The sequence below is a fragment of the Aeromonas sp. R3-1 genome (assembly GCF_040908345.1).
Classification (GTDB): Bacteria; Pseudomonadota; Gammaproteobacteria; order Enterobacterales; family Aeromonadaceae; genus Aeromonas; species Aeromonas veronii.
Window position 1 is genome coordinate 1 of record NZ_JBFODN010000192.1, and the last position, 26292, is coordinate 26292.

Annotated in this window: 25 protein-coding genes and 1 riboswitch; of the genes, 12 read left to right on the forward strand and 13 right to left on the reverse strand. The window is 59.9% G+C overall.

The window, feature by feature from the left end:
- The 4 genes from AB5Y85_RS11750 to AB5Y85_RS11765 form a co-directional block, all read left to right on the forward strand.
- The coding region (locus tag AB5Y85_RS11750; protein WP_368221481.1) for a DMT family transporter at positions 1-856 on the forward strand (856 nt) is incomplete at its 5' end.
- Between the two features lie 258 nt (positions 857-1114).
- Entirely contained in the window at positions 1115-1933 is an 819-nt protein-coding gene (locus AB5Y85_RS11755) for a DUF3100 domain-containing protein (protein ID WP_257687165.1), read from the forward strand.
- Complete coding sequence (locus AB5Y85_RS11760; protein WP_005349183.1) at positions 1930-2379, forward strand: hypothetical protein; 450 nt, start codon at positions 1930-1932, stop codon at positions 2377-2379. Before AB5Y85_RS11755 ends, AB5Y85_RS11760 begins: the two co-directional genes overlap by 4 nt.
- On the forward strand, positions 2379-3560 hold the full coding sequence (locus AB5Y85_RS11765; protein ID WP_257687164.1) for a M20 family metallopeptidase: 1182 nt from the start codon (positions 2379-2381) through the stop codon (positions 3558-3560). Before AB5Y85_RS11760 ends, AB5Y85_RS11765 begins: the two co-directional genes overlap by 1 nt.
- Positions 3561-3649: 89 nt before the next feature.
- Here the strand turns inward: AB5Y85_RS11765 and AB5Y85_RS11770 are convergent, their stop codons facing one another.
- The 8 genes from AB5Y85_RS11770 to AB5Y85_RS11805 form a co-directional block, all read right to left on the reverse strand.
- Positions 3650-4609, reverse strand: a complete 960-nt coding sequence (locus tag AB5Y85_RS11770; RefSeq protein WP_257687163.1) for a LysR substrate-binding domain-containing protein — start codon at positions 4607-4609, stop codon at positions 3650-3652.
- 135 nt (positions 4610-4744) lie between these two features.
- Positions 4745-5371, reverse strand: a complete 627-nt coding sequence (locus AB5Y85_RS11775; protein ID WP_257687199.1) for a LysE family translocator — start codon at positions 5369-5371, stop codon at positions 4745-4747.
- 104 nt (positions 5372-5475) lie between these two features.
- Entirely contained in the window at positions 5476-5970 is a 495-nt protein-coding gene (gene ilvN, locus AB5Y85_RS11780; RefSeq protein ID WP_005341183.1) for an acetolactate synthase small subunit, read from the reverse strand.
- Positions 5970-7688, reverse strand: a complete 1719-nt coding sequence (locus tag AB5Y85_RS11785) for an acetolactate synthase 3 large subunit (RefSeq protein ID WP_005339146.1) — start codon at positions 7686-7688, stop codon at positions 5970-5972. Before AB5Y85_RS11785 ends, ilvN begins: the two co-directional genes overlap by 1 nt.
- A 390-nt stretch (positions 7689-8078) precedes the next feature.
- Positions 8079-8231, reverse strand: a complete 153-nt coding sequence (locus AB5Y85_RS11790; protein WP_005339147.1) for a hypothetical protein — start codon at positions 8229-8231, stop codon at positions 8079-8081.
- A 37-nt stretch (positions 8232-8268) separates the two neighbouring features.
- Positions 8269-9378, reverse strand: a complete 1110-nt coding sequence (locus tag AB5Y85_RS11795; protein ID WP_005358199.1) for an MJ1255/VC2487 family glycosyltransferase — start codon at positions 9376-9378, stop codon at positions 8269-8271.
- Positions 9375-9878: a phosphatase PAP2 family protein gene (locus tag AB5Y85_RS11800; protein ID WP_139461288.1), complete on the reverse strand. Its 504-nt coding sequence runs from the start codon at positions 9876-9878 to the stop codon at positions 9375-9377. Before AB5Y85_RS11800 ends, AB5Y85_RS11795 begins: the two co-directional genes overlap by 4 nt.
- A gap of 126 nt (positions 9879-10004) precedes the next feature.
- Entirely contained in the window at positions 10005-10625 is a 621-nt protein-coding gene (locus AB5Y85_RS11805; RefSeq protein WP_005349170.1) for a TetR/AcrR family transcriptional regulator, read from the reverse strand.
- A 408-nt stretch (positions 10626-11033) separates the two neighbouring features.
- Between AB5Y85_RS11805 and leuA the strand changes: the two genes are divergently transcribed.
- The 5 genes from leuA to AB5Y85_RS11830 all read left to right on the forward strand — a co-directional run bounded on the left by leuA (position 11034) and on the right by AB5Y85_RS11830 (position 16904).
- Positions 11034-12596 (forward strand): 2-isopropylmalate synthase, encoded by a 1563-nt coding sequence (leuA, locus tag AB5Y85_RS11810; RefSeq protein ID WP_257687162.1) that lies wholly within the window; start codon positions 11034-11036, stop codon positions 12594-12596.
- Between the two features lie 132 nt (positions 12597-12728).
- Positions 12729-13814, forward strand: coding sequence for a 3-isopropylmalate dehydrogenase (leuB, locus tag AB5Y85_RS11815; RefSeq protein ID WP_257687161.1), 1086 nt, complete (start codon positions 12729-12731; stop codon positions 13812-13814).
- A gap of 33 nt (positions 13815-13847) precedes the next feature.
- Positions 13848-15245 (forward strand): 3-isopropylmalate dehydratase large subunit, encoded by a 1398-nt coding sequence (gene leuC, locus AB5Y85_RS11820; protein ID WP_257687160.1) that lies wholly within the window; start codon positions 13848-13850, stop codon positions 15243-15245.
- A 12-nt stretch (positions 15246-15257) separates the two neighbouring features.
- A complete protein-coding gene (gene leuD / locus AB5Y85_RS11825) occupies positions 15258-15857 on the forward strand; it encodes a 3-isopropylmalate dehydratase small subunit (protein WP_257687159.1) in 600 nt (199 codons plus the stop codon).
- Between the two features lie 117 nt (positions 15858-15974).
- Positions 15975-16904, forward strand: coding sequence for a hypothetical protein (locus AB5Y85_RS11830; RefSeq protein WP_005339158.1), 930 nt, complete (start codon positions 15975-15977; stop codon positions 16902-16904).
- 30 nt (positions 16905-16934) lie between these two features.
- On the opposite strand, the gene AB5Y85_RS11835 is transcribed toward AB5Y85_RS11830, so the two are convergent.
- Positions 16935-17225 (reverse strand): PilZ domain-containing protein, encoded by a 291-nt coding sequence (locus AB5Y85_RS11835; RefSeq protein WP_005339160.1) that lies wholly within the window; start codon positions 17223-17225, stop codon positions 16935-16937.
- Between the two features lie 89 nt (positions 17226-17314).
- Positions 17315-17405: riboswitch (TPP riboswitch) on the forward strand.
- Positions 17406-17466: 61 nt separating this feature from the next.
- Here AB5Y85_RS11835 and thiB point away from each other — a divergent pair.
- Genes thiB through thiQ form a run of 3 tightly spaced genes read left to right on the forward strand, consistent with a single transcriptional unit; the run spans position 17467 to position 20745 of the window.
- Positions 17467-18447: a thiamine ABC transporter substrate binding subunit gene (gene thiB, locus AB5Y85_RS11840; RefSeq protein WP_257687158.1), complete on the forward strand. Its 981-nt coding sequence runs from the start codon at positions 17467-17469 to the stop codon at positions 18445-18447.
- Positions 18444-20063, forward strand: a complete 1620-nt coding sequence (gene thiP, locus AB5Y85_RS11845; protein WP_257687198.1) for a thiamine/thiamine pyrophosphate ABC transporter permease — start codon at positions 18444-18446, stop codon at positions 20061-20063. Before thiB ends, thiP begins: the two co-directional genes overlap by 4 nt.
- Positions 20050-20745 (forward strand): thiamine ABC transporter ATP-binding protein, encoded by a 696-nt coding sequence (gene thiQ, locus AB5Y85_RS11850; protein ID WP_257687157.1) that lies wholly within the window; start codon positions 20050-20052, stop codon positions 20743-20745. The genes thiP and thiQ overlap by 14 nt, the downstream gene beginning before the upstream one ends.
- An 81-nt stretch (positions 20746-20826) precedes the next feature.
- Here thiQ and AB5Y85_RS11855 read toward each other — a convergent pair whose 3' ends face one another.
- From AB5Y85_RS11855 to AB5Y85_RS11870, 4 genes are all read right to left on the reverse strand, one after another.
- On the reverse strand, positions 20827-22197 hold the full coding sequence (locus tag AB5Y85_RS11855; protein WP_257687156.1) for a PhoH family protein: 1371 nt from the start codon (positions 22195-22197) through the stop codon (positions 20827-20829).
- Between the two features lie 220 nt (positions 22198-22417).
- A complete protein-coding gene (locus AB5Y85_RS11860; RefSeq protein ID WP_257687155.1) occupies positions 22418-23101 on the reverse strand; it encodes an NrdJb in 684 nt (227 codons plus the stop codon).
- A gap of 10 nt (positions 23102-23111) precedes the next feature.
- Complete coding sequence (locus AB5Y85_RS11865; RefSeq protein WP_257687154.1) at positions 23112-25259, reverse strand: adenosylcobalamin-dependent ribonucleoside-diphosphate reductase; 2148 nt, start codon at positions 25257-25259, stop codon at positions 23112-23114.
- 211 nt (positions 25260-25470) lie between these two features.
- The gene (locus AB5Y85_RS11870; protein ID WP_031227982.1) at positions 25471-25923 is read right to left on the reverse strand and encodes a pullulanase; all 453 of its coding nucleotides are present in this window, start codon (positions 25921-25923) and stop codon (positions 25471-25473) included.
- Positions 25924-26292 lie beyond the last annotated feature (369 nt).

Genomic DNA, 26292 nt, shown 5'->3' on the forward strand with positions numbered 1-26292 from the left:
GGTACTGGTCACCCTGCTGGCCGCCGCTGGCTGGCTCTTCTCGAAAGAGGCGATCCGCGAACTGCCCCCCGCCGCCTTTATCGGCAGCCGCTTTCTGCTGGCGGCGCTGCTTTTGCTGCCCTTGGCCTGGTTGCGCGAGCCACCGCCGACTCGCGCCCAACTGGTGCGCGCTGCCGGTTGCGGCACATTGCTCGGCGCCAGCCTGCTGCTGTGGGTCACCGCCATCAGCCAGAGCGATGCGCTGGGCAGCGGCGCCTTTATCATGAGCGTCGCCACCCTGATGGCCCCGCTGGCCGCATGGGGAGCCTTTCGGGCCAAGCCTGGCCGCCACTACTGGCTCACCCTACCCATCGCCATCGTGGGCCTGTTGCTGCTCTCCAGCAGTACCCACTGGGGCGTGTCGCTTTCGCTGTTCTGGTTTCTGGCGGCGGCCACCACTCTCGGCATCCAGCTCGCCGTCCATCGCCACTTTGCCCAATCCATTGCCCCCACCTGGCTCACCTGCATCCAGCTGGCGATGACCGGCCTGCTCGGCACCCTGCTCTCCCTGCTGACCGAACAGTGGCCCGAGGCTGGAGTCAGCCACGGCATCTGGGGCTGGTTTGCGGCGAGCGTCTTGATCGCCACCACATTGCGCTACTGGCTGCTCACCCACGCATTGAGCAAGATGACTACCGCCCACGCCGCCCTGATGATGCTGCTGGAGCCGGTCTGGACTCTGCTGCTGAGCACCCTCTTCTACAACGAACCCCTCGGCGGCGCCAAACTGGTCGGTGCCGGACTGGTACTCGGCGCCCTGGTGCTCTACCAGCTTCCCCTGCTGCTGCGCAGTGCCCGCCTCAAAACACCCGTCTGATACGCGTCACCGCCCTGCGGGGCGGTGTCGCCATTTCACTCCTGTTTGCTTATCTTGTCCTGCCAATGCTGATGTTCTGTTAACGACATTTAACCCTTGGTATCCAGAGGGTTAAAGGGCATACCCCATGAAAAAATGCCATATGGCCAGCTTGATGAAGGTCACATTCCTGCCCCTCTTCGCTCCCTATGATGCCCCCATCATCGGTCTGGACAATCCTGACGATGGCCACACATGGGAATAACAAGAGAAAAGACTATGCAGCAAACCAGCCCCCTCAAGACGGTCACGGTCAGCATATTGGCAACCGCCATGCTGATCTTTGTGGCCCAGTACCTGATAGGCAAGCAGGAGATCAAGATAGGCATCGCCATCATTCCGATCCTGCCGATGCTCTTTGCCGTCATCATTGGCATGATTGTCTCCGCCAAGCCGGTCAAGGATCGCATCCCCGGCTGGAAGAGTCTCTTCACCGAGAAAGAAGAGGGCTTCTGCGGCAAGATGGTGGGCTTCAGCCTGCTGATCCTGGGTACCCAGTACGCGGGGATGATCATCCCCAACCTGAAGATGATCCTGAGCGTCGGCGTACCGCTGTTCCTGCAGGAGATTGGCAACCTGCTGCCGATCCTGATCGCCATCCCGCTGGCGGTGAAGTTCGGCTTTGGCCGCCGCGCCATCGGGGCCTGCTCCTCCATCAGCCGTGAGCCGTCTGTCGCGGTAATTCAGGGCAAGTTCGGCACCGGCTCTCAGGAGTACATCGGCGTGCTGGCCATCTACCTGTGCGGCTCCGTTATCGGCACCCTCTGGTTCAGCGTGCTGGGCAGTATCGCTCCGCTCACCGGCCTGCACCCGCTGGCACTGGCTGCCGGCTCCGGCGTGGGCTCAGGCTCCATGCTGAGCGCTGCCTCCGGCGCCCTGATCAACGGTCTCGACGAAGCGCTGGCTCAGCAGGTGCTGAGTATCGCGGCAGCCTCGAACCTGCTCTCGTCTGCCCTCGGCGCCCTCTCCCTTACCTATCTGGGTCTGCCGCTCGCTGAAAAAATCTATGCCCTGACTGCCAAAGGAGAGAAAGTATGAAAAGCATCGTAATGGATATGCGGTTCGTCTTTCTGGCGATCCTGCTGGCTATGTTTACCCAGACCCTGACCACCGGCACTCCGCTCTGGCTTATGGGTGACAGCTTCGTCGCCATGTCGCTGGTGGTGTTCGCTTCGCTGATTGCCAAGCGCTATCTGCCCTCCTCCCTGCCGGCATTTGCCTATGCCACCATCATCGGCATTCTGATCTGCCTGCCGGAAACCCCGGTGCGCGGTCTCTTTATCGACGCCGTCGCCAAGATCTCCTTCCTCTCCTGCTGCGTACCGCTGCTGGCTTTTGCCGGTCTCTCGGTGGGCGGTCAGCTGGAAGAGCTGAAGAAGATGTCCTGGAAAGTGATCCTGATCTTCATGATCGTCTCCACCTGCTGCTTCTTCGGCGCCTCGCTGGTGGCCCAGCTCGGCTTCTCCATCCAAGGGATCATCTGATGAACAACATCCACATTGAACCGGCCCTGCTGGCCCTGCGCGACTTCAGTCAGGAAGTGCGCCACCATCTGCACACCATTCCGGAGGCCTCCGGCGTCGAGTTCAAGACCTCGGCCTACTGCCGCGAGCTGATGACAGGCTTTGGCTACCGTCTCACCGACTATCCGGGCTTCACCGGTTTCCACGGCGATCTGGTGGTTGACCCGGTACTGCCGACCATCGCCTTCCGTGCCGACATGGATGGCCTCGAGATGCACGACTTGAGCGACGTTGCGTTCAAGTCGACCCACGAGGGGATGGCTCACAACTGTGGTCACGACTCCCATATGGCGATCGCCCTGACTGCGGCCAAGTTTCTGGCCGCCAACCGCGATCGCCTGCAGTACAACATCCGCTTTATCTTCCAGATGGCGGAAGAGGATATGCGGGTGCCGGGCGCCGAGAAGATGGTCGAACTGGGCTGCATGAAGGGGGTGGACGAGGTCTATGCCCTCCATAACGACGGCGCCATGGAGACCGGCACCATCAAGTTCAACCACGGTGTCATGTCCTCCTGGGGCTCTGCCTGGACGCTGGATGTGCATGGTATCTCCGCCCACGGATCCACCCCCCACAAGGGGCTGGATGCCATCCGCGAAGCGGTGCGGATCATCGAGGATATGGACTACATCGTTGCCAAGCGCACCAGTCCGTTCAGCCCGGCGGTATTCGGCTGCGGCATGATCAACGGCGGCACCATCCCCAACGCCATCGCCGACCATGTGCAGGCGCGTGGCACCATCCGTGCCATGGATGCCGAGACCGACCAGATCCTGAAGAACAGCTTCAAGGAGATCGTGGCCCAGAGCGAACTGCGCGGCTTCAAGACCAAGATGGTCTATGCCGGGTATCCGGCGGTCGAGAACCACGCCGATGCCTGCGCCCGTCTGCTGCAAGCGGCCGCCGACGTATTGCCCTCCGAGGGGATCAACGCTCAGGGTCAGCCGATGACCGGCAGCGAAGACTTCAGCTATATGGTCAACGCCTGCCGTGGCCGCAAGGGGGCCATGTTCTTCCTCGGCAGCGGCTGTCAGGCCAAAGGGATCTGCAACTACCTGCATGCGAATCCCTACTACCTCGATGACGACTGCCTGCTGGTCGGAGCCCAGATCTTTATCAATCTGGCGACCCGCAGAGCTTAATCCCGCATACCGATAAAACCAGAAGAGAGGCCAAGGCCTCTCTTTTTTGTCTCTGTATTTTTGCTCTGTGTACGACAAACAACCCGCGGTTAGAGCCACGGCAACTCCGCCATATTGGCAGCGGGCGGCTGGTTGATAAGGTGCAGCTGCACCGTCTCCCGGCTGATATGGGGGGCGTAGAGGTGGATAAAGTCGTACATGTAGTCACGCAAATGGGCATGTTTGCGCAGGCAGATGTGGGTGGCACTCGAGGCGATCAGGTGGTCGATGTTGAGGCTCACCAGAGCCTCCCTATCCCCCTCGTCAAAGGCTACGCTTGCAATCACCCCGACCCCCATGCCGAGCCGGACGTAGTGCTTGATCACGTCGGTGTCGGTGGCGGTCAGCACGGTTTTCGGCGAGAGGCCGTGACGGCTGAAGGCCTTGTCCATCTTGGAGCGGCCGGTAAAGCCGAACACATAGGTGATGAGGGGATAGCGGGCCAGATCCGCCATCGACAGCGGCTGGCAGTCGATCAGTGGATGACCGTGGGGCACCACCACACTGCGCCCCCAACGATAACAGGGGACGGCGGCCAGCTCGTCGAACAGATACATGGACTCGGTGGCGATCGCCATATCCACATCGCCGCTTTGCACCATCTGGGCCAGTTGGGCAGGTGCCCCCTGATGAAGCTGGATCGCCACATCGGGATAACGACGGCTGAACTCGGTGATCACCGCTGGCAGCTTGTAGCGGGCCTGGGTGTGGGTAGTGGCGATACGCAGCACCCCGCTGGTGGCCAGCTGCTCCCCGAGCGACAGCAGGTTGATCTGCTCCACCTGCGCCACTACCCCCTTGGCCAACTCCATCACCTGCTCGCCTGCGCTGGTCAAGCCGACCAAATTTTTCCCCTTGCGGGTAAAGAGGGCGAGCCCGAGCTCATCTTCCAGCATCTTCATCTGCTTGCTGAGGGTCGGCTGGGAGGTATAGAGCTTCTCCGCCGTCGCCGAGATGTTGAAGTTGTTCTTCACAATCTCGGTAAAGTTCTTGAGCCGGGCGATGTTCATCTGGGCAAGGGATCTCGCTGCTGCGGCCAGTGGGGCTGACCTGAAAAAGAGAGAGCGGGGCTGGCCCCGCAACTAACCGCCGACCATACCACAGCGCGGCGCACGATAATCTGCCCCAGGTCAGAAAGCGGCGAGCTAGTCGCTGGCCAGCTTGATCCCGAGCCCGACAAACAGGGTGCCGATGCCCCGGTTGAGCCAGCGACCGAGGCGCTGCGACAACCGTACCTTGTGGCTGGCATAGACGGTGGTAAAGACCAGCAGGTGACACCAGATGATGCCGCCCAGGTTGAAGATGCAACCAAGCAGGATAAAGGCGAGCGCCTTGTCGGGGGCATCCGGCGCGATGAACTGGGGCACGAAGGCGAGAAAAAAGAGCGCCACCTTGGGATTGAGCACATTGGTCAGCACCCCTTGCCGGTAAATCTGGCCATAGGAGAGTGCAGGCAGAGTGGCCCCTCTCTCCATGGAACCCGTCGTTTGCTGGCGCAGCAGGGAGAACCCCAGATAGATGAGGTAAATGGCGCCAGCCAGCTTGATAAGGGCAAACAACTCGGCCGAGGCGCTGAGCAGGGCCGACAGACCGAGGGCCGCCGCCAACACATGCACCATGACACCAGTGCCGATGCCAAGGGTCGCGACCGAACCGGCACGCCACCCTTGCGAACCGCTGCGCAGCATGACCAGCAGGGAGTCGGGCCCCGGCATGATATTGAGCAGCAGCCCCGAGACCATAAACAGAGCAAGATCATGAATACCGAACATCATCCCTACCCTCGTAAAGCAAAACCAAACAAAGAGGGCTCCGCAGAGCCCTCTTTCCTTTCACTCTGCGGCAGCTGACGCGTCATCAGCTGTCCCGCCAGCCATCAGGGCCGCAGCGCCTTGTCCGCCCGGGAGATACCGCAGACGCCGGAGCGCACCACTTCGATGATCTCGTTGGTCTGGGCGGCAGTCTTGATAAAGGCATCCAGCTTCTCGCTGGTGCCCACCAGCTGCACCGTGTACTGCTCGGGGGTGACGTCGACGATCTGGCCACGGAAGATATCCGCCAGCCGTTTCAGCTCGTCACGGGCGCCACCGGTGGCACGCGCCTTGACCAGCGCGATCTCCCGCTCGATATGCTCCCCTTCGCTCAAGTCACACACCTTGAGCACATCCACCAGCTTGTGCAGCTGCTTCTGGATCTGCTCCAGCACCCGCTCGTCACCCATGGTGACTATGGTCATGCGCGACAGGGTGGGATCCTCGGTCGGCGCCACCGTCAGGGTCTCGATGTTGTAGCCGCGCTGGGAAAAGAGGCCCACCACGCGGCTCAGGGCGCCGGATTCGTTCTCCAGCAGTACTGAAATGATGTGTCTCATCAGGTTCTCTCCGTCTTGCTCAGCCACATCTCATCCATGGCGCCAAACTTGATCTGCATCGGATAGACGTGCTCATCCGGGTCGACCGAGATATCCATGAACACCAGTCGATCCTTCATGGCGAAGGCTTTCTCCATGGCGCTCTCCAGCTCGGCCGGATCGCTCACCGCGATACCGACGTGGCCGTAGGCTTCCGCCAGTTTGACGAAGTCCGGCAGGGACTCCATGTAGGAGTGGCTGTGACGGCCGCCGTAGAACATCTTCTGCCACTGCTTGACCATGCCCAGTGCACGGTTGTTGATGGAGATGATCTTGATGGGCACTCCGTACTGCATGCAGGTGGAGAGCTCCTGAATGTTCATCTGCACCGAGCCGTCGCCGGTGACGCAGCAGACCACCGCATCCGGGTTGGCAAACTGGGCCCCCATGGCTGCCGGAATACCGAAGCCCATGGTGCCGAGGCCCCCCGAGTTGATCCACTGGCGCGGTTTGGCAAACGGGTAGTAGAGGGCCGCAAACATCTGGTGCTGGCCCACGTCGGAGGCAACAAACGCCTGACCCTGAGTCACCTTGTAGAGGGTCTCGATCACCTGTTGCGGCTTGATCTGGGTAGCCGACTTTTCGTAGGCCAGACAGTGACGGGAGCGCCACTGGTTGATCTGGCTCCACCAGTCCGCCAGCGCCTCCTTGTCGTTATCGAAGCCACACTCGCGGATCACTTCCAGCATCTGCTCCAGCACGGTTTCCACCGAGCCGACGATAGGCACATGGGCCTGCACCGTCTTGGAGATGGAGGTGGGGTCGATATCGATATGAACCACGGTCGCATTTGGGCAGAACTTGGCCACGTTGTTGGTGACGCGGTCATCGAAGCGGGCACCGACAGCGAAGATGAGATCCGCGTTGTGCATGGTCTTGTTGGCTTCGAAGGTGCCGTGCATCCCCAGCATGCCGATAAATTGCGGATGGACACCGGAGAAAGCCCCCAGCCCCATCAGGGTGGTGGTCACCGGCAGGTTCAGCAGCTCCGCCAGTTTGGTCACCAGATGGTCCGCATTGGCGTTGATGGCGCCACCGCCCACGTACATCACCGGGCGCTGGGCTTCTACCAGCAGCTTGGCTGCCCGCTTGATCTGCCCTTTATGGCCAGACTTGGTCGGGTTGTAGGAGCGCAGGGAGACCGTCTCGGGATACTGGTAGGGGAATTTTTCTTTCGGGTTCTGCACATCTTTGGGCAGATCCACCACCACCGGCCCCGGGCGGCCGCTGGCAGCAATGTAGTAGGCCTTCTTGATGGCCTCGGGAATATCGCTCGCCTTCTTGCACAGGAAACTGTGCTTCACCACTGGGCGGGAGATACCGATCATGTCGGTCTCCTGGAACGCATCCTCACCGATCATGCTGGTCGGCACCTGGCCGGAGAGGATCACCAGCGGAATGGAATCCATATAGGCGGTGGCAATACCGGTAATGCAGTTGGTCGCTCCCGGGCCTGACGTTACCAGCACAGTCCCCACCTTGCCGGTGGAACGGGCGTAACCGTCAGCCATGTGAACCGCGGCTTGCTCGTGCCGCACCAAGACATGCTCCATCTTGCCGTTTTCGAAGAGAGCGTCATAGATGTCGAGCACTGAGCCACCAGGGTAGCCGAAGACGTGCTCAACTCCCTGATCTTCCAGCGCTCTAACCACCATCTGGGCGCCTGATAACATCTCCATGATAAAGCCCTCCAGGCTTTGCTCCGTTTAGCGAATCCCGCCGACGATGCCGTGCTTCCCGGCACGGCCCGATCCGTTTCTTGTTGTTATCTGAATGCAGCTCGGCCCAATTCAGCCCCGTCGACAGTAGAAAAAAAGGATTTTTCCGTCATTCACCCGAAAATAGGGTGAAAAACCAACTTAACCCGCTTCATAACGCTTGTCCACGGCTTTATCTGACCAGAACAGTCATACATTTCAACCGGCTATTAACATTCAATGACTTGCCGCAGCGACCATGAGACAAAAGGGAAGGAAGTCGGGGAATGGCCAGCGGATCATTCCGCTGAGGGGGAAAACAGCCACAAAAAAGCCCACCGTTCAGCGGTGGGCTTGATGCCGGATGATGACTCAGTTCTCCTGATCCGGCTCCGCCAGCCAGATCTGCTGATCCGGATCGGTCTCTTCACTGACCGAGATGCTGACACCCATATCGAGCAACTCGTGCAGGGTGAGATTGTCAGCCAAGTTCATGACTTCGCCGTTTTCATTGGTAAAGCGCATTTGCTCCATCCTCTCCTTGGTGGGATCGCCTTTCAGTCTAGTCAACAACGCTCACTTGCGATAACCAGCAACTGGATAAACAGTCGCCCCCATCCAGCTCGCTCAGGCGATCACTCACCTCCTCCGGAAACAGGGTGCGCGCCCAGAGCCGCCGTGACAGAGAGGCCACGCTCTCGTCAGCGCCCGCCGCCAGCCAGCGGGCCAGCTCCCCCGCTACATCGGGGTAGCAAACCGCCCCCGGCGAGGCGCTGTCGAGCCAGGTGCGCACCAGATTGGCATCGAGCACATCCATCAGGGTCGCCAGTCCCATCATCTCGAGCGTCTTGCCGTTGGTCAGCTGCTCGAACTGGCCGCCGAGGGGTTTGACCAGCAGTTTCTTGCCGAGGGTGAGCGCCTCGGAAGCCAGCTCGAAACCCGCGTTGGAGATGACGCCGCGACAACCGGCCAGCACGGCGATAAACCCGTGTCGCGACGGCGGCTCGAAGCGCAGATTGCGCCATTGGCTCGGGGTGCGAATGGCAGGGTGAAAGCAGACGAAGCGCTGCTGACCAAAGCGCGACAACAAGGCGGCGATCGCCTCGGTCTGCTCGAATGGCAGATAGACCAGGATCTCGCCGTTATCCGGCGCAGCGGCGATAGGGTCGATCACCGGCGGCAGCAAGGGGTGACCGAAGTGAAACCAGTGCAGCCCGAGCGGCTGATCCACAGGAGCAAAGTGGCGCATCAGCTGGCGGCTGACCCCATCCTCCCCCCAACGCGGGATGGGCCAGTTGAAGCTGGCCTGATGACTGACGGTGAGGCTCGGCTTGCCATAGCGGCGGGCAGCGTGGGCGGTCAGCGGCTCAAAATCGCTCACCACCAGATCGTATTCGCTGCAATCGAGAGCCCGCAGATCCCGCCAGAAGGTGAGCGGCGAGGCGGCTTGCAGGGTGCGCCACGGAGAAACTCGCCCCTCGTGGCTGACAAAAGTGAGGCCGGGAAAGGCGCGGTAGGCGCCGAACTCCTCCATGTCGAAGTAGCGGTCGGCAGGGCGGCCGCTAAAGAGATAATCTACCTCGACCCCTGCCGTGCGCAGCGCCCGCGCCAGGGTGCGACTGCGACTGATATGACCGTTGCCGGTGCCTTGCACCCCGAACAGTATCCTCATGAGTGGCTCCAGCTGAGCGCCAGCACGGCGCAACCGCCACCCAGCAGGGCACCGGCAACCAGATCGCTCAGGTAGTGTACCCCGAGCAGCAACCGGGATGCCCCCACCAGCGCCGCCCAGCCAAACAGCAGGGGCGCCCAGATCGGAAAGCCGGTGGCCAGTATGGTGGCCATCAGAAAAGCGGCAGCGGTGTGGCCGGAGGGGAGGCTGTAACGATCTGAAGGAGTGATAAAGACCGGCAAACCGACCGGCCGTTGCCGTTTCAGGCTGTTTTTCAGCAGCAGATAGAGAGGCAACTCGATGGCAAAGGCGAGCAGCGCCAGTCGCACCAACTCCCGCTCTGCCTCCCCCTGCCACCAGAGCAGGGCGGCCAGCACGGCGTAAAGCGGGCCATCACCGGTGCGGGAAATGAGACGACTCACCCTCGCCTGCTGCCGGTTGTAGCCGTGAAGCAGGCAGACCCGACACACCTGCAGGTCCCATTGCTGGATCTTGTTCATATCCCCTCCTTCCCTGAATTCTGCTTGCAGAGTAAGAAAGCGGGATGACGTTACGTTGAACAAGGGATAACAGATTTATGAAAAAAGGGCCGAATGGCCCTTTTTAATCTCGATGTGGCGGCAAAATCAGTGGCTGCCGCGCAGGCCGGTCTCCATCAGACGGCAGTTGTGGTCCGCCAGACGAGCCATGAAGTGCTCATCCACTTTCAGGCCAAACACCTGCTCGTAGAGATCTTTCATCACGAACGGCTGCCACATCATGCTGAGGAAGGAGATCTTCAGCATGTCGGGATCCAGGTTGTCACCCAGCTCGCCGTTAGACTTCATGGTTTCCAGCAGGGCATCGAACTGCGGCAGCTGACGTTCCAGCAGGCGGTTCAGCACAAAATCCCGGCCCGGGCTCTTCTCGGTCGACAATGCGCTGGAGATGGCAGAGGTCAGCTCGCTGTTGGGCGCCATCACCTGATAGTAGGTGTTGAGCAGCTCGTTGAGGCTGTGATTGCTGTGTTCATCTTGCCAAGCATGGTCGAGGGGTTCGGCCACATCGCCCAACACCGCTTTGTAAAGACCCTCTTTACTGCCGAAGTAGTAGTGGATCATTGCCAGATTGGAGCCAGCAAGCTCCGCGATTTCGCGTGTAGTCACCTTGCTATAGGGAGTATTGAGAAAACGCTCACGGGCGGCAGCAAGCAACTTGTCACGAATGTCAGAACGTCCGACCGGACGACCAGGTCTACGTTTTTCCATTTAACACCTCAGATAATTCAGCCAATGCTGATAAGTCGATCTGGTTGTGCAGAGAATAGAGCACAGCAGGAATGACCAGATAATCGGTCATGGGCCGAATATGGGACAAGGAAATTTGCAATCCTTTACAATCCGATTAAATACGTCAGCAGATTGCCCCTGACCTTCCGTGTTGACACAGCATAAAAATCTCGATATTGGTAAAAGCGTTATCGACTGGAAGGAATAACAACGTCATGCGTATTGCCACCCCGCTACTACTAATCTCCCTAATCGCGTTAACTCGCGCGGGATCCTTGTAGCCGGGCTAAGGCATAGCCGGAATTTACAAAAACCCGTGCACCCTGCACGGGTTTTTTTATGCCGCCGCAGGATGCACGTTACCGAACTTAGGAAGAGGGAAGTCACATGTCAGATCGGGTCATCATATTCGACACCACCTTGCGTGATGGTGAGCAGGCCCTGGCGGCCAGTTTGACAGTCAAGGAGAAGCTGCAGATCGCCCAGGCACTGGAGCGGCTCGGTGTCGACGTCATGGAGGTGGGCTTCCCGGTCTCTTCTCCCGGCGATTTTCAATCGGTGCAAACCATCGCCCGCCACATCAAAAACAGCCGTGTCTGCGCCCTCGCCCGCGCCCTGCCCAAGGATATCGACGCCGCCGGTGAAGCCTTGCGGGTCGCCGAGGCGTTTCGAATCCACACCTTTATCTCCACCTCCTCCATCCATGTGGAGAGGAAGCTGAAAAAGAGCTTCGAGGATGTGCTGGAGATGGGGGTCGGCGCCATCAAGCACGCCCTGCGCTACACCGATGATGTGGAGTTCTCCTGCGAGGATGCAGGCCGCACGCCGATCGATAATCTCTGCCGCATGGTGGAGGCCGCCATCAAGGCTGGCGCCCGCACCATCAATATCCCTGATACCGTGGGCTACACGGTGCCGACCGAATTCTCCGGCATCATCCACACCCTGTTCAACCGGGTACCCAACATCGACAAGGCGATCATCTCGGTCCACTGCCACGATGATCTGGGGCTCTCGGTGGCCAACTCCATCGGCGCGGTGCAGATGGGGGCCCGCCAGATCGAGTGCACCATCAACGGCATCGGCGAACGGGCGGGCAACTGCTCGCTGGAAGAGGTGGCGATGATCCTCAAAACCCGCGCCGACCTGCTGGGGGTGCAAACCAATATCCGCCACAGCGAAATTCATCGCACCAGCACGCTGGTCAGCCAGCTCTGCAACATGCCGGTGCAACCCAACAAGGCGATCGTCGGGGCCAACGCCTTCTCCCATAGCTCCGGCATCCATCAGGATGGGGTGCTCAAGGCGAAAAATACCTACGAAATCATCACTCCCGAGAGCATCGGCCTGACCCAGAACAACCTCAACATGACCTCCCGCTCCGGCCGTCACGTCATCAAGCACCGGATGGAGTCCATGGGATACGCCGAGAGCAGCTACGACCTCGACCACCTCTACGGCAAGTTCCTGACCCTGGCCGACAAGAAGGGGCAGGTATTCGACTACGACCTCGAAGCGCTGGCCTTCTTCAGCCAGATCCACGAAGAGCCGGAGCACTTCAAGCTGGAGTACCTCGGGGTCCAGAGCGGCAGCTCGGTGCTGGCCACCGCCTCGGTCAAATTGAAGGTGGGGCAGGATCTGATCTGCGAAGCGGCCACCGGCAATGGCCCGGTGGATGCGGTCTACCAGTGCATCAACCGCATCACCGGCTATGAGATCCGCATCGACAAATATGCCCTCAAGAGTAAGGGCGAAGGGGAAGATGCCCTCGGTCAGGTCGATATCGTCGCCGAGTACAAGGGGCGCAAATTCCACGGCATGGGACTGGCCACCGACATCATCGAATCCTCGGCCCATGCCCTGCTCCATGTGATCAACAGCATCTGGCGCGCCGATCAGGTAGCCGAGCAGATGGAACGCAATAACAGCATCAAATCAGAAACCGTCTGAGCAGGACTCACAGCCACACAGACGGCATGGAATGACAACATCAGGACGGGGAACGTCTGAACCGGCAACCGCGCGCAGCGTCGGAGAAACCGGACAGAGGGATCTCAAAGACAATATCAGGATGGAGAGTGTATGAGCAGTTATCGGATCGCAGTATTGCCGGGTGACGGCATTGGCCCTGAAGTGATGGCCGAGGCCATCAAGGTGCTGGAGAAGGTGCAGGCCAGGTTCGGCCTCGCCTTCGAGTATGATCGCCATGACGTGGGCGGTATTGCCATCGACAACCACGGCACCCCGCTGCCGCAAAGCACGATCAAAGGTTGTGAAGCGGCCGATGCCGTGCTGTTTGGCTCGGTGGGCGGCCCGAAATGGGAACATCTGCCCCCCAACGATCAGCCTGAGCGTGGCGCCCTGCTGCCCCTGCGTGCCCACTTCAAACTGTTCTGCAACCTGCGCCCGGCCCGCATCTACACCGGTCTGGAACAGTTCTCCCCGCTGCGTGCCGACATCTCCGATCGCGGCTTCGACATCGCCTGCGTGCGCGAGCTGACCGGCGGCATCTACTTCGGCCAGCCCAAGGGGCGCGAGGGAGAAGGGGCGAACGAGAAGGCGTTCGACACCGAGGTGTACCATCGCTTCGAGATTGAGCGCATCGCCAAGATTGCCTTTGAGTCGGCCCGGGTGCGCAAGTCCAAGGTCACCTCCATCGACAAGGCCAACGTGCTCGCCTCCTCCATTCTGTGGCGTGAGGTGGTGACGCAAGTCGCCAAGTCCTATCCGGATGTGGCGCTGAGCCATATGTATATCGACAACGCCACCATGCAGCTCATCAAGGATCCGTCCCAGTTCGACGTGCTGCTCTGCTCCAACCTGTTCGGCGACATCCTCTCCGACGAGTGCGCCATGATCACCGGCTCCATGGGACTGCTCCCCTCAGCCAGCCTCAACGAATCGGGCTTCGGCCTGTTCGAGCCGGCCGGTGGCTCGGCGCCGGACATCGCCGGCAAGGGCATTGCCAACCCCATCGCCCAGATCCTCTCCGCCGCCCTGATGCTGCGCTATAGCCTGGGCCAGGAAGCCGCAGCTCAAGCCATCGAGCAGGCCGTGGCCCAGACCCTGGCCGAGGGTTACTTCACCGCCGACCTGCATCAGGCCAGCGCCCGCCATCCGGTGCAGAGCACGTCCGAGATGGGTAGCCAGATCGCCGCCCGGATCTGAGCCGCATAACAGAGAACAAGGAAGAGAGAAGCAATGGCCAAGACCCTCTATCAGAAAGTATTCGACGCCCACGTGGTACGGGAAGTGGAGGGGGAGACCCCCCTCATCTACATCGACCGCCATCTGGTGCATGAAGTGACCAGCCCGCAGGCATTCGACGGCCTGCGCGCCATGAACCGCCAGCTGCGCCGCCCGGACCTGACCTGGGCCACCATGGATCACAACGTCTCCACCACCACCAAGGACATCGCCGCCTCCGGCGAGATGGCCCGAATCCAGATGGAGACGCTGGCCGACAACTGCAAAGAGTTCGGGGTTCGCCTCTACGATCTCAACCACAAATATCAGGGGATCGTCCATGTGATGGGCCCCGAGCTCGGCATCACCCTGCCCGGTACCACCATCGTCTGCGGCGACTCCCACACCGCCACTCACGGCGCCTTCGGCTCGCTGGCGTTTGGCATCGGCACTTCCGAAGTGGAACATGTGATGGCGACCCAGACCCTGAAACAGGGCCGCGCCAAGACCATGCGCATTTCGGTCAACGGCAAGCTGGCCGAGGGCATCAGTGCCAAGGACGTGGTACTGGCCATTATCGGCAAGGTCGGCCACGCCGGTGGTACCGGCTACGTGGTGGAGTTCGCTGGCGATGCCATTGCGAGCCTCTCCATGGAAGGGCGGATGACGGTGTGCAACATGGCCATCGAGCTGGGCGCCAAGGCGGGCATGATCGCCCCCGACCAGACCACCATCGACTACATTCGCGGCAAGGAATTCGCCCCCAAGGGCGAGGTGCTGGAGCAGGCCATCGCCTACTGGCAGAGCCTCAAGAGCGACGATGGTGCCCACTTCGATGCCGAAGTGATGCTCGATGCCGCCGATATCGCCCCACAGGTCACCTGGGGTACCAACCCGGGGCAGGTGATTGCCGTTAATGAACCCATTCCGGCGCCGGAATCCTTCAGCGATCTGATGGAGCAGCAGTCAGCCCGCAAGGCGCTCGCCTACATGGACTTGCAACCGGGTCAGAAGCTCTCCGACGTTGCCATCGACAAAGTATTTATCGGGTCGTGCACCAACAGCCGCATCGAGGATCTGCGCGCCGCCGCCGTCATCGCTCGCGGTCGCAAGGTAGCCGCTGGCGTGCAGGCGCTGGTGGTGCCGGGCTCCGAACAGGTGAAGGCCCAGGCCGAAGCCGAGGGGCTGGACAAGATCTTCATCGAGGCCGGTTTTGAGTGGCGCCTGCCGGGCTGCTCCATGTGTCTGGCGATGAACAACGACCGGCTGCAACCGGGGGAGCGCTGCGCCTCCACCAGCAACCGCAACTTCGAAGGGCGTCAGGGCCGCGCCGGCCGCACCCATCTGGTGAGCCCGGCCATGGCCGCCGCTGCCGCCGTCACCGGCCGCTTCGCCGATATTCGCGCACTGTAAGAGGACATTTCGATGACAGGATTCAAACAGCATAAAGGGATCGTCGTCCCCCTCGACAGCGCCAACGTCGACACCGACGCCATCATTCCCAAACAGTTTTTGCAAAAAGTAAACCGCATTGGTTTTGGCAAGCACCTATTCCACGACTGGCGCTTTCTGGACGATGCCGGCCAGCAGCCAAACCCCGAGTTTGTACTGAACCAGCCGCAATTCGCCGGTGCCAGCATTCTGCTGGCCCGCGAGAACTTCGGCTGCGGGTCTAGTCGCGAGCACGCCCCCTGGGCGCTGGCCGACTACGGCTTCAAGACCATCATAGCGCCGAGCTTTGCCGACATTTTCTACGGCAACGCCATCAACAATGGCATGGTGCCGGTGCGCCTGAAGGAGAAGGAGGTCGATGCCCTGTTCCAGCTGGTCGCCGCCAAGCCGGGCATCGAGATCGAGGTGGATCTGGAGGCCAATCAGGTACGTGCAGGTAGCCTCTGCTTCGGTTTCGAGATCGATGAGTTTCGCCGTTACTGCCTGCTCAACGGGCTGGATGCCATCGGTCTGACCCTGCAGCACGAGGCAGCTATCAGCGCCTTTGAGGCGAAGCAGCCGAGCTGGATTTAACGCGCCAGTTGCAAAAAAACGAGTAGAATCAACAGGGAGCTTCGGCTCCCTGTTTTACTGTCCGCTACGCTTCCCACTTTGGGCCACCGGAACTGGCCCGTGCCACAGGAAAGGATGATGAAGAGACCGACGGCAATCCCTCTGCTCTGTGCCCTGCTGCTTGCCCTGCCTGCGGGGGCCAGCCAAACCAGCTTCAACAACAGCCTCGGCCAGATCAGCGTCGGCTGGCAGGATAGCGAAGGTAAACCCCAACAGCTCACCTACCGGCTCGAACAGGGCAAGTTGCCGCCTCTCATCGCCTATCGCCCGGCCAGAATGCAGGAGGAGGTCCTGCAGGTGTTGCTGCGGGAAGTGCGCCAGAACTACCCCGAGGTGCAGTTCACCCTCGCCCGTCCCTCGCTGGAGCTGCATCTGAAAAGCCGCAATCAGGACAAGGCGCGCGAGGCGATGGCCTTTCTGCAGTCCAAGCGGAGCAAAGAGGAGCAGGCGTGGCTGACCAAACACTACTTCCAGTACTTCAACACCCCGGACGGACAGCTGGCGGTGAAGCAGGATCATGTGCGCATCGCGCTGGAGAGTCGCAGCGGGCTGGCTCCACTGGCGGATCAACTCAAACAGCAGGGCAGTACCGAAACAGAAGCGCGCCAGAAAACCGTGGCCCATATGCTCACCTTTATCCAGAGCATCCCCTATCAGCAGCTCGACAGCCTGAACGGCAGGCAGGGCAAGGGATTTCTATCCCCCCGTCAGGTGCTGGAGCAGAACCGGGGGGACTGCGACAGCAAGGTAACCCTGATGGCCGCCATGCTGGCCCAGCTCTTTCCAGAGCTGAAACAGGCCATGGTGTTCGTCCCCGGCCATGCCCTGCTGGCCGTTGACCTGCCCGCCAAGCCGGGGGATGTGACCCTCAACTGGCAGGGGCAGAACTACCTGTTGCTCGAACCTACCGGTCCCGCCACCTTGCCTGCTGGCCAAATAGCATCGACCAGCAAAACGCTGGTCGATAGCAAGCAGTTGAGTGTGCAGCCGGTTCAGGAGAAAGGCTAATTCCCTCCCTCTGCCGATGGGGAGAGAGGATTAACCCTGAGGCAGAAACTCTACCGCCAGCAGCAACCCGCTCTCCTCCTCCAGCACCCGGATAATACGGGCATGGGCTTCAAAGGGAGGCAACAGGTTGTTGTTGGTGGCAAGACTGATCCGGATGGGCTGATTGATGTCGAGCTGGTGTTCAGAGACCGCAATCCCCATGCCGTTGGCGCTGAGATCCCGGCAGATCCCCTCCAGCACCAGCTGCTGCTGATAGACGGTGACCGGAGCATTGATGACCATGCGCGCAAAGGCACGCCTTTCCTTGGTATTGGTAAGCACGCGAACATCCTCTGTTGGGTGGGCGTCATCTCATGGGTATTGCACAATTGTGCTGGTCTACCCAAAAGAACGTTAATACAATGCGGTTCGTTTCTCAAACGGGGTGCGGTTTACCGCTGAGATTATACCCGTGTACCTGATCCAGATAATGCTGGCGGAGGAATTTGAGGCATGGCGCTCATTTTTTTGCGCCCTCACCCGCTGGCACCTCGTTATTAACAAGTAATAGGGAGTGCCACCCATGAAGACCCTGCTGCTAGTCACCACCGGCCTGCTGTCGGCCAATGTGTTCGCCGCCGACACCCTCACCGTCTACACCTACAGCTCTTTCACTGCCGAGTGGGGTCCGGGGCCCAAGATCAAACAGGCCTTCGAGAAAGCGTGCGACTGCACCCTCAATATGGTTCCCCTCGAAGATGGGGTAGCCATCCTCAACCGGCTGCGGCTGGAGGGCAACCACAGCAAGGCCGATCTGGTGCTGGGGCTCGACGATGCCCTCATCAGCGAAGCCAAGCAGAGCGGTCTGTTCGCCCCCCATCCTGCCAAGCTGGATGGCATCAAGGTGCCGGGAGGCTGGCAGGATGACACCTTCGTCCCCTACGACTACGGCTACTTCGCCTTCGTCTATGACAAGGGCAAACTCAAGCAGCCGCCCAAGAGCATGAAAGAGCTGGTAGAGCGCCCCGACCTCAAAGTGATCTATCAGGATCCCCGCACCTCTACCCCGGGGCAGGGGCTGATGCTGTGGATGAAGTCTGTCTACGGCGACAAGGCGCCTGCCGCCTGGGCCGAGCTTGCCAAAAAGACGGTCACCGTCACCAAGGGGTGGTCAGAGGCTTATGGCATGTTCCTCGATGGCGAGGCGGACATGGTGCTCTCCTACACCACCTCTCCGGCCTATCACCTGATTGCCGAGAACAAGCCCCAGTATCAGGCGGCGGCGTTTGAGGAGGGTCACTACCGTCAGGTAGAAGTGGCCGCCAAGCTGAAGAGCGCCAAACAGGAGAAGCTGGCTGACCAGTTCCTGCAATTTATGGTGAGCCCCGCCTTCCAGCAGGAAATCCCGACCGGCAACTGGATGTATCCGGTTATCGACACGCCGCTGCCCAAGGGCTTCGAGCAGATGATCACCGTAGCCAAGCCGCTCGCCTTCAGCAGCGATGAGGTGGCTGCCAATCGCAAAGGGTGGATCCGCGAGTGGCTGCAAGCCGTCACCCAGTGAACCGTTATCTGAAACCACAGGCTCGTCCCCTCTGGTGGTTGCCGGGTAGTGCCGCCACCCTGTTGATCCTGCTGATATCCCTCGGGCCGCTCGCGGCCCTATTGTGGCAGGCCGGTTCGCTGGCCCCCCGCACCCTGCTCGCAGATCCTTATCTGCGCCATGTGCTGGGCTTCAGTCTGGGGCAGGCACTGCTCTCCACCCTGCTAAGCCTGGGGCTGGCCATTCCGGTGGCCCGCGCGCTGGCGCGGCGCCGTTTCATGGGCCGAACCCTGCTGATCAAGCTGTTTGGTCTCTCGCTGGTACTGCCGGTCATCATCGCCATCTTCGGCATAGTAGCGGTACACGGTAAGCAAGGGTGGCTACCGCAACTGCTACGGTCACTGGGGCTGGATCCCGGCAACTACCTCTACGGCCTGTTCGGCATCCTGCTGGCCCACGTCTTTTTCAACATGCCGCTGGCGGCCCGCCTGATGCTGCAGAGCATAGAGAGCATCCCCGAATCGAGCTGGCGCCTCGCCAGCCAGCTCGGCATGCGCTCATCCCATATCTTCCGGCTGCTGGAGTGGCCGCTTATTCGCGGCATCTTGCCGGGGCTGGCCAGCCTCATCTTTATGCTCTGCTTCACCAGCTTTACCACAGTGCTGGCGCTGGGAGGCGGGCCGAAATCGACCACCCTGGAGGTGGCCGTCTATCAGGCGCTGCGCTTTGACTTCGATCTCGCCACCGCTGGCGGATTGGCGCTGGTGCAGCTGATCCTGACCGCCACCCTGCTGCTCCTGCAGCACAAGCTGCAGACTACGCCGGCCAGTCGGGTGACTCCCCGTCGTCCCTGTCTGCGGCCGGATCGCCATCAGCCAGGCACGGCCGTGGTGGATCTCTTATCGCTCTGTATCGGCCTCGCCATCTTTCTGCCACCGCTGCTGGCCATCGTCGTCGCTGGCCTCCACCCCGGTCTGCTGACGGCGCTCACTTCCGCCAAACTGTGGCAGGCGAGCGGCCAGTCGCTGTTGATTGCACTAGCAGCCGGTGCCTTGGCCACCCTGCTCGGTGGCGCACTGCTGCTCACCAGCCGTCATCTGCGGGTACGGGCTCGCAAGCGACGGGCTGCCGCCCTGTGGGAAGCCAGCGGCTCGGTGATCCTGATGATCCCGGCGGTGGTGCTCTCCACCGGTCTCTTCATCCTGTTTATGTCCTTTGCCGACGTGTTCGCCCTCGGCCCCTGGCTGGTGGTGCTGGTCAACGCCCTAATGGCGCTACCCTACGTGCTGCGCACCCTCTCCGCCCCCATGCAGCTGGTGGTACGCCAGTATGACCGGCTGGCGGACAGTCTGGGGGTACGTGGCCTGCATCGCCTGCGGCTGGTGGAGTGGCCGCTGCTGCGCCGCCCGCTGGCACTAGCGATGGCGCTGTCGATGATCCTCTCGCTGGGGGATCTCGGTGCCATCGCCATGTTTGGCAGTCAGGAGCTCACCACCCTGCCCTGGCTGCTCTACCAACAGCTTGGCAGCTACCGGCTGACCGAAGCAGCCGCCACCGCTCTCCTGCTGCTTACGCTCTGTTTCTCCCTGTTCTGGCTGGTGGAACGGGGGCTTGGAGGAAAACATGCTGAACATTGATACGCTGGTAACCAGCTACCCCGACTGGCGCGTCAGCTTCAGCGCGACCCTGCCCAAGGGGGAGATCACCGCGCTGATAGGCCCAAGCGGCGCGGGCAAGTCGACCCTGCTCGGGATGATCGCTGGCTTCGTGCCGGTGGAATCAGGCCGTCTCAGCTTCGATGGCGAAGATCTGCTGCCGCTGGGCCCGGCCGAGCGACCAGTCACAACCCTGTTTCAGGATCACAACCTGTTCCTCCATCTGTCGGTGTTCGACAATATCGCCATCGGCCTGCACCCTGGCCTGCGCCTGAGTGCCACCCAACGGGCACAGGTAAACGAGGCGGCCGGGCGGGTCGGTCTTGGCGAGATGCTAAGCCGCCTACCTGAACAGCTCTCCGGCGGCCAGCAGCAGCGGGTCGGGCTGGCTCGCGCGTTGGTGCGCGGCAAACCGCTGCTGCTGCTGGATGAGCCCTTCTCTGCTCTCGATCCCGCCCTGCGCCGGGAGATGCTGGCCGAAGTGGCGCGCCTCGCCTGCGAACAGGGCATTACCGTGTTGATGGTTTCCCACAATCCGGAGGATGCGCAGCTGATTGCCGATCAGGTGCTGTTTGTCGACGAGGGACGCATCGCCCTGCAAGGCAAGCCGGATATTCTGCAAAACAGCGACCACCCGGGACTGCTGCGCTATCTTGGCCAATAGCCCTTGGGAATAAAGACTGCGCCATGATCAAAAAAGGGAGGCCGCTTGGCCTCCCTTTGTATCTGGAAATATTCAGTTTAATCAGAGGTTTTCCTCGGCGAACGAAGCCAGTCGGCTGCGCACCACGCCATTGAGGAAGATGTTGGCACTGCCGTCGAAATCCTTGAAACGCTCGACGATGTAGGTGAGACCCGAGGTCACCGGGCTCAGATAGTTGGAGTCGATCTGGGCCAGGTTACCGGAGCAGACGATCTTGGTGCCCTCGCCGCAGCGGGTGATGATGGTCTTGATCTGGGATGCGGTCAGGTTCTGGCATTCATCCAGCAATACGAAGGTGTTCTGGATGCTGCGCCCGCGCATGAAGTTGACCGATTTGAACTGGATATTGGCCTTCTCCATGATGTAGCTGAGCGAGCCGCTCATGTTCTCGTCCTGCTTGTGCAGTACCTCCAGGGTGTCGGTCACCGCCGCCAGCCAGGGCATCATCTTCTCCTCCTCGGTGCCGGGCAGGAAGCCGATGCTTTCGGCAATTTCCGGGGTATTCCGGGTGACGATCACTTTCTCGTAAATGCCCTTCTCAATCACCAGCTCCAGCGCCGCCGCCATCGCCAGCAGGGTCTTGCCGCAACCGGCCGGACCGGTCAGGATCACCAGATCGATGTGCGGATCGAGCAGGGCATCCAGCGCCATTCCCTGATAGACGTTCTTGGGATGCACACCCCACGCCTTGCGGGACATCAGTCGCTCGCGGCCCAGATCCTTGATGCGGATCTTGCTGCCATCGTGGCTGAGCACCCGGGCGGCGAAGAAATGCTCCTCATCCACCAGATACTGGTTTACGTGAACCCCTTCCAGCAGATTGGCATCGATCACATGGATGGTGTCGCGGCCATGGGTCTCGCTCTCGCACTCGCCGACGCGCTCCCAGAAGCTGCCGGGCACCACCTGAAAACCCTTGGCCAGCAGGCGGATATCGTCGATCAGCTGGTCGCTGCGGTAATCTTCAACGTGAGCAAGCCCGGCCCCCTTGGCCTTGAGGCGCATGTTGATGTCTTTGGTGACCAGCACCACCTGACGCTTCAACTCATGCTTTTGCAGATAGAGGGCCGCGTTGATGATGCGGTTGTCGGCCTCCTTGTCGGTAAAGACCTCGGCATCCTGCGGCAGATGGTGATCGCTGAAGATGCAGATATTGCCGCTCGCTTCGCCAGCCAGCGGCACGCCCTGGGTGATCTGATCCGGGGTTGCATCGCGGAACACATCTTCCAGCGCACGGATGGCTACCCGCGCGTCGCGGCTGACATCCTTGTTGCGATCCTTGATGTTATCGAGCTCTTCCAGCACCGTCATGGGGATGAGCACGTCGTGCTCTTTGAAGGAGTAGATAGCGAGGGGTTCGTGAAGCAGAACGTTGGTATCCAGGATAAACAGCTTTCGGTCCGTATTGTCCATAAGCATCCTCCTTGGCACTGAAGGGCCACGTGTGTGAATCTCAGATGTCATTGAAACCACACGGCCGTGACAGTTTTATTACCCTCAACGCTACGCCCGATTTTACTATCACGCAACAAATCACTTGGCCACCTGATTTGATTGCGCATAAAAACAGCAATAAAAAGACCGACGCTATGGCCGGTCTTTTTTCTATCGTTCAACTACTTGGGCATGTCTGTCAGCCGCACTTGGAATCGCCGCAGTTGAGGCAGGTCATGCAACCATCCTTCAGCACCAGCGCCTTGGTGTGGCACTTGTAGCAGAGCGCAGCATTGGCTGGAAAACCACTGCCAGCCTGCTGCTCTTCAGCCTCCTGAGCCGCCTTCAACTCGGCCTGCTTCTCGGCCAGAAACGCCTGCTGATGCTCGTCCAGCCCCGGTGTCTTGAGCATGCCAATCTCGGTGAGATGGCTCTCGATCACGTTGCCAATTTCGGCGATCAGCGATGGCACATACTTACCCTTGTTCCAGTAGCCACCTTTGGGATCAAACACCGAGCGCAGCTCCTCCACCAGGAAGGTCACATCCCCACCCTTGCGGAATACGGCAGAGATGATGCGGGTCAGCGCCACGATCCACTGGTAGTGCTCCAGACTCTTGGAGTTGATGAAGATCTCGAACGGACGGCGAGTTTCGTGCACCGTGCCCTCGTTGAGAATGATGTCGTTGATGGTGATGAACAGCGAGTGCTCGGAGACATGTTCCGGCGTCTTCAGCTTGTAGGTGGTGCCCATCAGCCGCTCCGGGCGCAGCACGGTTTCGTGCATATGCACTACGTCATCCTGCACAGAGAGATCTTCTTGCGGCTCATCCTTGGTACGCACCTTGTAGGCGACGATTTTCTTGTCGATCTTCTTGACCATAATGTCGTTCTCAGAATTTACCGTAATAGCCTTCTTTCAAGGCGTCGTAGAGGTTGGCGGCCGTATGCAGCTCGCCATCGTATTCGATCTCTTCGTTCCCCTTGACGGAAATGACGGAGCCATCCTCCAGGGTGAAATCGTACAGGGTGTTCTCCAGATCCTTCTCCTTCACCAGCACGCCCTGGAAGGCCTCCGGATTGAAGCGGAAGGTGGTGCAGCCCTTGAGGCCGGAGTCCGAGGCATACATGTAGATGTCCTTGAACTGCTCGAACGGGAAATCGGTCGGCACGTTGGCAGTCTTGGAGATGGAGGAGTCGATCCAGCGCTGGGCCGCCGCCTGAATGTCCACATGCTGCGCCGGGGTAATGTCATCAGCAGTAATGAAGTAGTCCGGCAGACGACTCGCCTCATCATCGGCATAGGGCATGGCGGACGGATTCACCAGCTCGCGATAGGCCAGCAACTCGAAGGAGTAGACATCGACGCTCTCCTTGCTCTTCTTGCCCGGCTTGATGACGTTGCGGCTGTAGTGGTGAGCAAAGCTCGGCTCGATGCCGTTGCTGGCGTTGTTGGCCAGTGACAGCGAGATGGTGCCGGTGGGCGCAATACTGCTGTGGTGAGTGAAACGCCCACCCACTTCCGCCAGCTCGGCGACCAGCGCAGGATCCACTTCGGCAACCTGCTGCATGTAGCGGCTGTAGCGCGCATGCAGCACCTTGCCCTTCACCTTGTCGCCCACCTTGATGCCATCAGCCGCCATTTCCGGGCGCAGACGCAGCATCTTGCCGGTCACTTCGAACTCCTGCTCCATGATGGGGGCTGGGCCCTTCTCCTTGGCAAGACGCAGGGACTCCTGCCAGCCGGTCATCGCCAGCTCCTGGGATACCTGCTCGGTAAAGGCTACGGATGCCGCAGAGCCGTACTTGATCTGCAGCATGGTCAGGGTCGAACCAAGCCCCAGGAAACCCATGCCGTGACGGCGCTTGGCAGTGATCTCCTCGCGCTGTTTGGCCAGCGGCAGTTGGTTGATCTCCACCACGTTGTCGAGCATGCGAGTAAAGATGGCCACCACCTTGCGAAACGCCTGCCAATCGAATGCCGCGTTTTCAGTAAAAGGGTCGCGCACAAACTTGGTCAGATTGACCGAGCCCAGCAGACAGGCACCGTAGGGCGGCAACGGCTGCTCACCACAGGGGTTGGTCGCGCGGATCTCTTCACAGAACCAGTTGTTGTTCATCTGGTTGACCTTGTCGATCAGGATGAAGCCGGGCTCTGCATAGTCATAGGTGGAGGTCATGATGACATTCCACAGCTTGCGGGCTGGCATGGTCTTGTAGACCTTGCAGGCGACCTGCCCCAACTCGTTGAACACGACCCCTTCCTTGTTAGGCCAGTCGGCCCATAGCACCTGAGCGGGATCGTCCAGCCCAATGCCATCCTGCTCCACCTCTTTAGCGGTATAGGGGAAGATCAGCGACCAGGGGGCATCCTCTTTCACCGCCTTGACGAAATCTTCGGTGATGAGCAGAGAGAGGTTGAACTGACGCAGGCGGCCATCTTCACGCTTGGCCTGTATAAACTCGATCACATCGGGATGGCGGATATCCATGGTGCCCATCTGGGCGCCGCGACGGCCACCGGCTGACGAGACGGTGAAACACATCTTGTCATAGATATCCATAAAGGAGAGCGGGCCGGAAGTGTAGGCACCGGCACCGGAGACAAAAGCACCGCGCGGGCGCAGGGTCGAGAAGTCATAGCCGATACCGCAACCGGCTTTCAGGGTCAGACCGGCCTCGTGCACCTTGCCGAGGATATCGTCCATCGAATCTTCGATGGTACCGGAAACAGTACAGTTGATGGTTGAAGTGGCAGGCTTGTGCTCAAACGCCCCGGCGTTGGAGGTGATGCGGCCCGCCGGAATGGCCCCATTGCGCAACGCCCACAGGAACGGCTCATACCAGGCCTCCGGTTCCAGCTCCTGCTCTGCCAACGCACGGGCTACCCGCTGGTAAGTCTCATCGATAAAGCTGTCGATGGGAGTGCCATCCTTGCTCTTGAGGCGATACTTGCTATCCCAGATCTCGAGGGACGTTTCCTGCATGGGGATAAGGCGGGAGCCAAGCTCACTCTCCAGCACCGGGTTCGATTTAGCCATTTTCAATCAACCTTATGTGAATGCATCAACATCATGACAACAGCAGAAAACACAACTAATGGTGCCATCTAAAATTAATGGCACAACATATAGTACACCTGATGCCATGAGGGCGCCGATTCTAACCTAAAAAAATGCCCCGGCCAGCAGATTTCTGGACCAGGGCACTTAACTGATTAATTTGCTGAGATATTTAACACTCAGAGATAGATCAGGGCTTCTTGACGTAAACGGTCGGCGTTTCACCCGCCATATTCAGATAGAACTCGTAGACGCCATCAGCATCTGGTGAGAACTTCATGTCCTCATACTTGGAGCATGGGTTGACCGGCACCGCCTCACCACCCAACACGGCAACACCATCACTCGGGCTCTTATAGCCAAAGTTGGTACCGCAGCTCCAGCCTGAATCAGCAAACTTGAACTTGTAGGGGGCCCACTCTTTCTTGAGGGTGCCTTTGGCCATATAGAGCTTGTCGGCCACCTTGACTACCTTGCTTTCATCAGTGGCCATCCAGTCGTTCATCTCACCGCGCAGGTAGATGGACTTGCCACCGAAATCGCCGTTGTCTGCCCCAGCCTGCTCTGCACCACCATTGGATGCGCAACCGCCTAATACCAGGGTTCCCGCCGCCAGCATCATCGTTACTGTTCTTTTGAACATGGGTCTATTCCTTAAATTATTGTGATTCCTTGGTCCATCAATATGGACTGAAGAATTAAACCAGAGGAAACATCACGAGAAAGGTAGAGGCATCACATTCTGTGTTTTTTATATCCAACCCATTGAACCAGTGAGCAAATATCGAACAGGAAAAGAGGTCTTTTTGGGGCTTTAGAGGGGTAATCAATGAATGACAAGAAGGGGAAAGTCTAATAATTCGGTGACGTGCTGAATTGCAGCCAATAAAAAACCCCGCTCGATGAGCGGGGTTCTTAAATTGGGTGCCTGGCAGTGTCCTACTCTCGCATGGCGAATGCCACACTACCATCGGCGCTACCGCGTTTCACTTCTGAGTTCGGCATGGGATCA

Bases quoted from the DNA above. Each gene is read 5' to 3' on its own strand.
- AB5Y85_RS11755 (WP_257687165.1), top strand. From the start codon at position 1,115: ATGCAGCAAACCAGCCCCCTCAAGACGGTCACGGTCAGCATATTGGCA.
- AB5Y85_RS11760 (WP_005349183.1), top strand. From the start codon at position 1,930: ATGAAAAGCATCGTAATGGATATGCGGTTCGTCTTTCTGGCGATCCTG.
- AB5Y85_RS11765 (WP_257687164.1), top strand. From the start codon at position 2,379: ATGAACAACATCCACATTGAACCGGCCCTGCTGGCCCTGCGCGACTTC.
- AB5Y85_RS11770 (WP_257687163.1), bottom strand. From the start codon at position 4,609: ATGAACATCGCCCGGCTCAAGAACTTTACCGAGATTGTGAAGAACAAC.
- AB5Y85_RS11775 (WP_257687199.1), bottom strand. From the start codon at position 5,371: ATGTTCGGTATTCATGATCTTGCTCTGTTTATGGTCTCGGGGCTGCTG.
- ilvN (WP_005341183.1), bottom strand. From the start codon at position 5,970: ATGAGACACATCATTTCAGTACTGCTGGAGAACGAATCCGGCGCCCTG.
- AB5Y85_RS11785 (WP_005339146.1), bottom strand. From the start codon at position 7,688: ATGGAGATGTTATCAGGCGCCCAGATGGTGGTTAGAGCGCTGGAAGAT.
- AB5Y85_RS11790 (WP_005339147.1), bottom strand. From the start codon at position 8,231: ATGCGCTTTACCAATGAAAACGGCGAAGTCATGAACTTGGCTGACAAT.
- AB5Y85_RS11795 (WP_005358199.1), bottom strand. From the start codon at position 9,378: ATGAGGATACTGTTCGGGGTGCAAGGCACCGGCAACGGTCATATCAGT.
- AB5Y85_RS11800 (WP_139461288.1), bottom strand. From the start codon at position 9,878: ATGAACAAGATCCAGCAATGGGACCTGCAGGTGTGTCGGGTCTGCCTG.
- AB5Y85_RS11805 (WP_005349170.1), bottom strand. From the start codon at position 10,625: ATGGAAAAACGTAGACCTGGTCGTCCGGTCGGACGTTCTGACATTCGT.
- leuA (WP_257687162.1), top strand. From the start codon at position 11,034: ATGTCAGATCGGGTCATCATATTCGACACCACCTTGCGTGATGGTGAG.
- leuB (WP_257687161.1), top strand. From the start codon at position 12,729: ATGAGCAGTTATCGGATCGCAGTATTGCCGGGTGACGGCATTGGCCCT.
- leuC (WP_257687160.1), top strand. From the start codon at position 13,848: ATGGCCAAGACCCTCTATCAGAAAGTATTCGACGCCCACGTGGTACGG.
- leuD (WP_257687159.1), top strand. From the start codon at position 15,258: ATGACAGGATTCAAACAGCATAAAGGGATCGTCGTCCCCCTCGACAGC.
- AB5Y85_RS11830 (WP_005339158.1), top strand. From the start codon at position 15,975: ATGAAGAGACCGACGGCAATCCCTCTGCTCTGTGCCCTGCTGCTTGCC.
- thiB (WP_257687158.1), top strand. From the start codon at position 17,467: ATGAAGACCCTGCTGCTAGTCACCACCGGCCTGCTGTCGGCCAATGTG.
- thiQ (WP_257687157.1), top strand. From the start codon at position 20,050: ATGCTGAACATTGATACGCTGGTAACCAGCTACCCCGACTGGCGCGTC.
- AB5Y85_RS11855 (WP_257687156.1), bottom strand. From the start codon at position 22,197: ATGGACAATACGGACCGAAAGCTGTTTATCCTGGATACCAACGTTCTG.
- AB5Y85_RS11860 (WP_257687155.1), bottom strand. From the start codon at position 23,101: ATGGTCAAGAAGATCGACAAGAAAATCGTCGCCTACAAGGTGCGTACC.
- AB5Y85_RS11865 (WP_257687154.1), bottom strand. From the start codon at position 25,259: ATGGCTAAATCGAACCCGGTGCTGGAGAGTGAGCTTGGCTCCCGCCTT.
- AB5Y85_RS11870 (WP_031227982.1), bottom strand. From the start codon at position 25,923: ATGTTCAAAAGAACAGTAACGATGATGCTGGCGGCGGGAACCCTGGTA.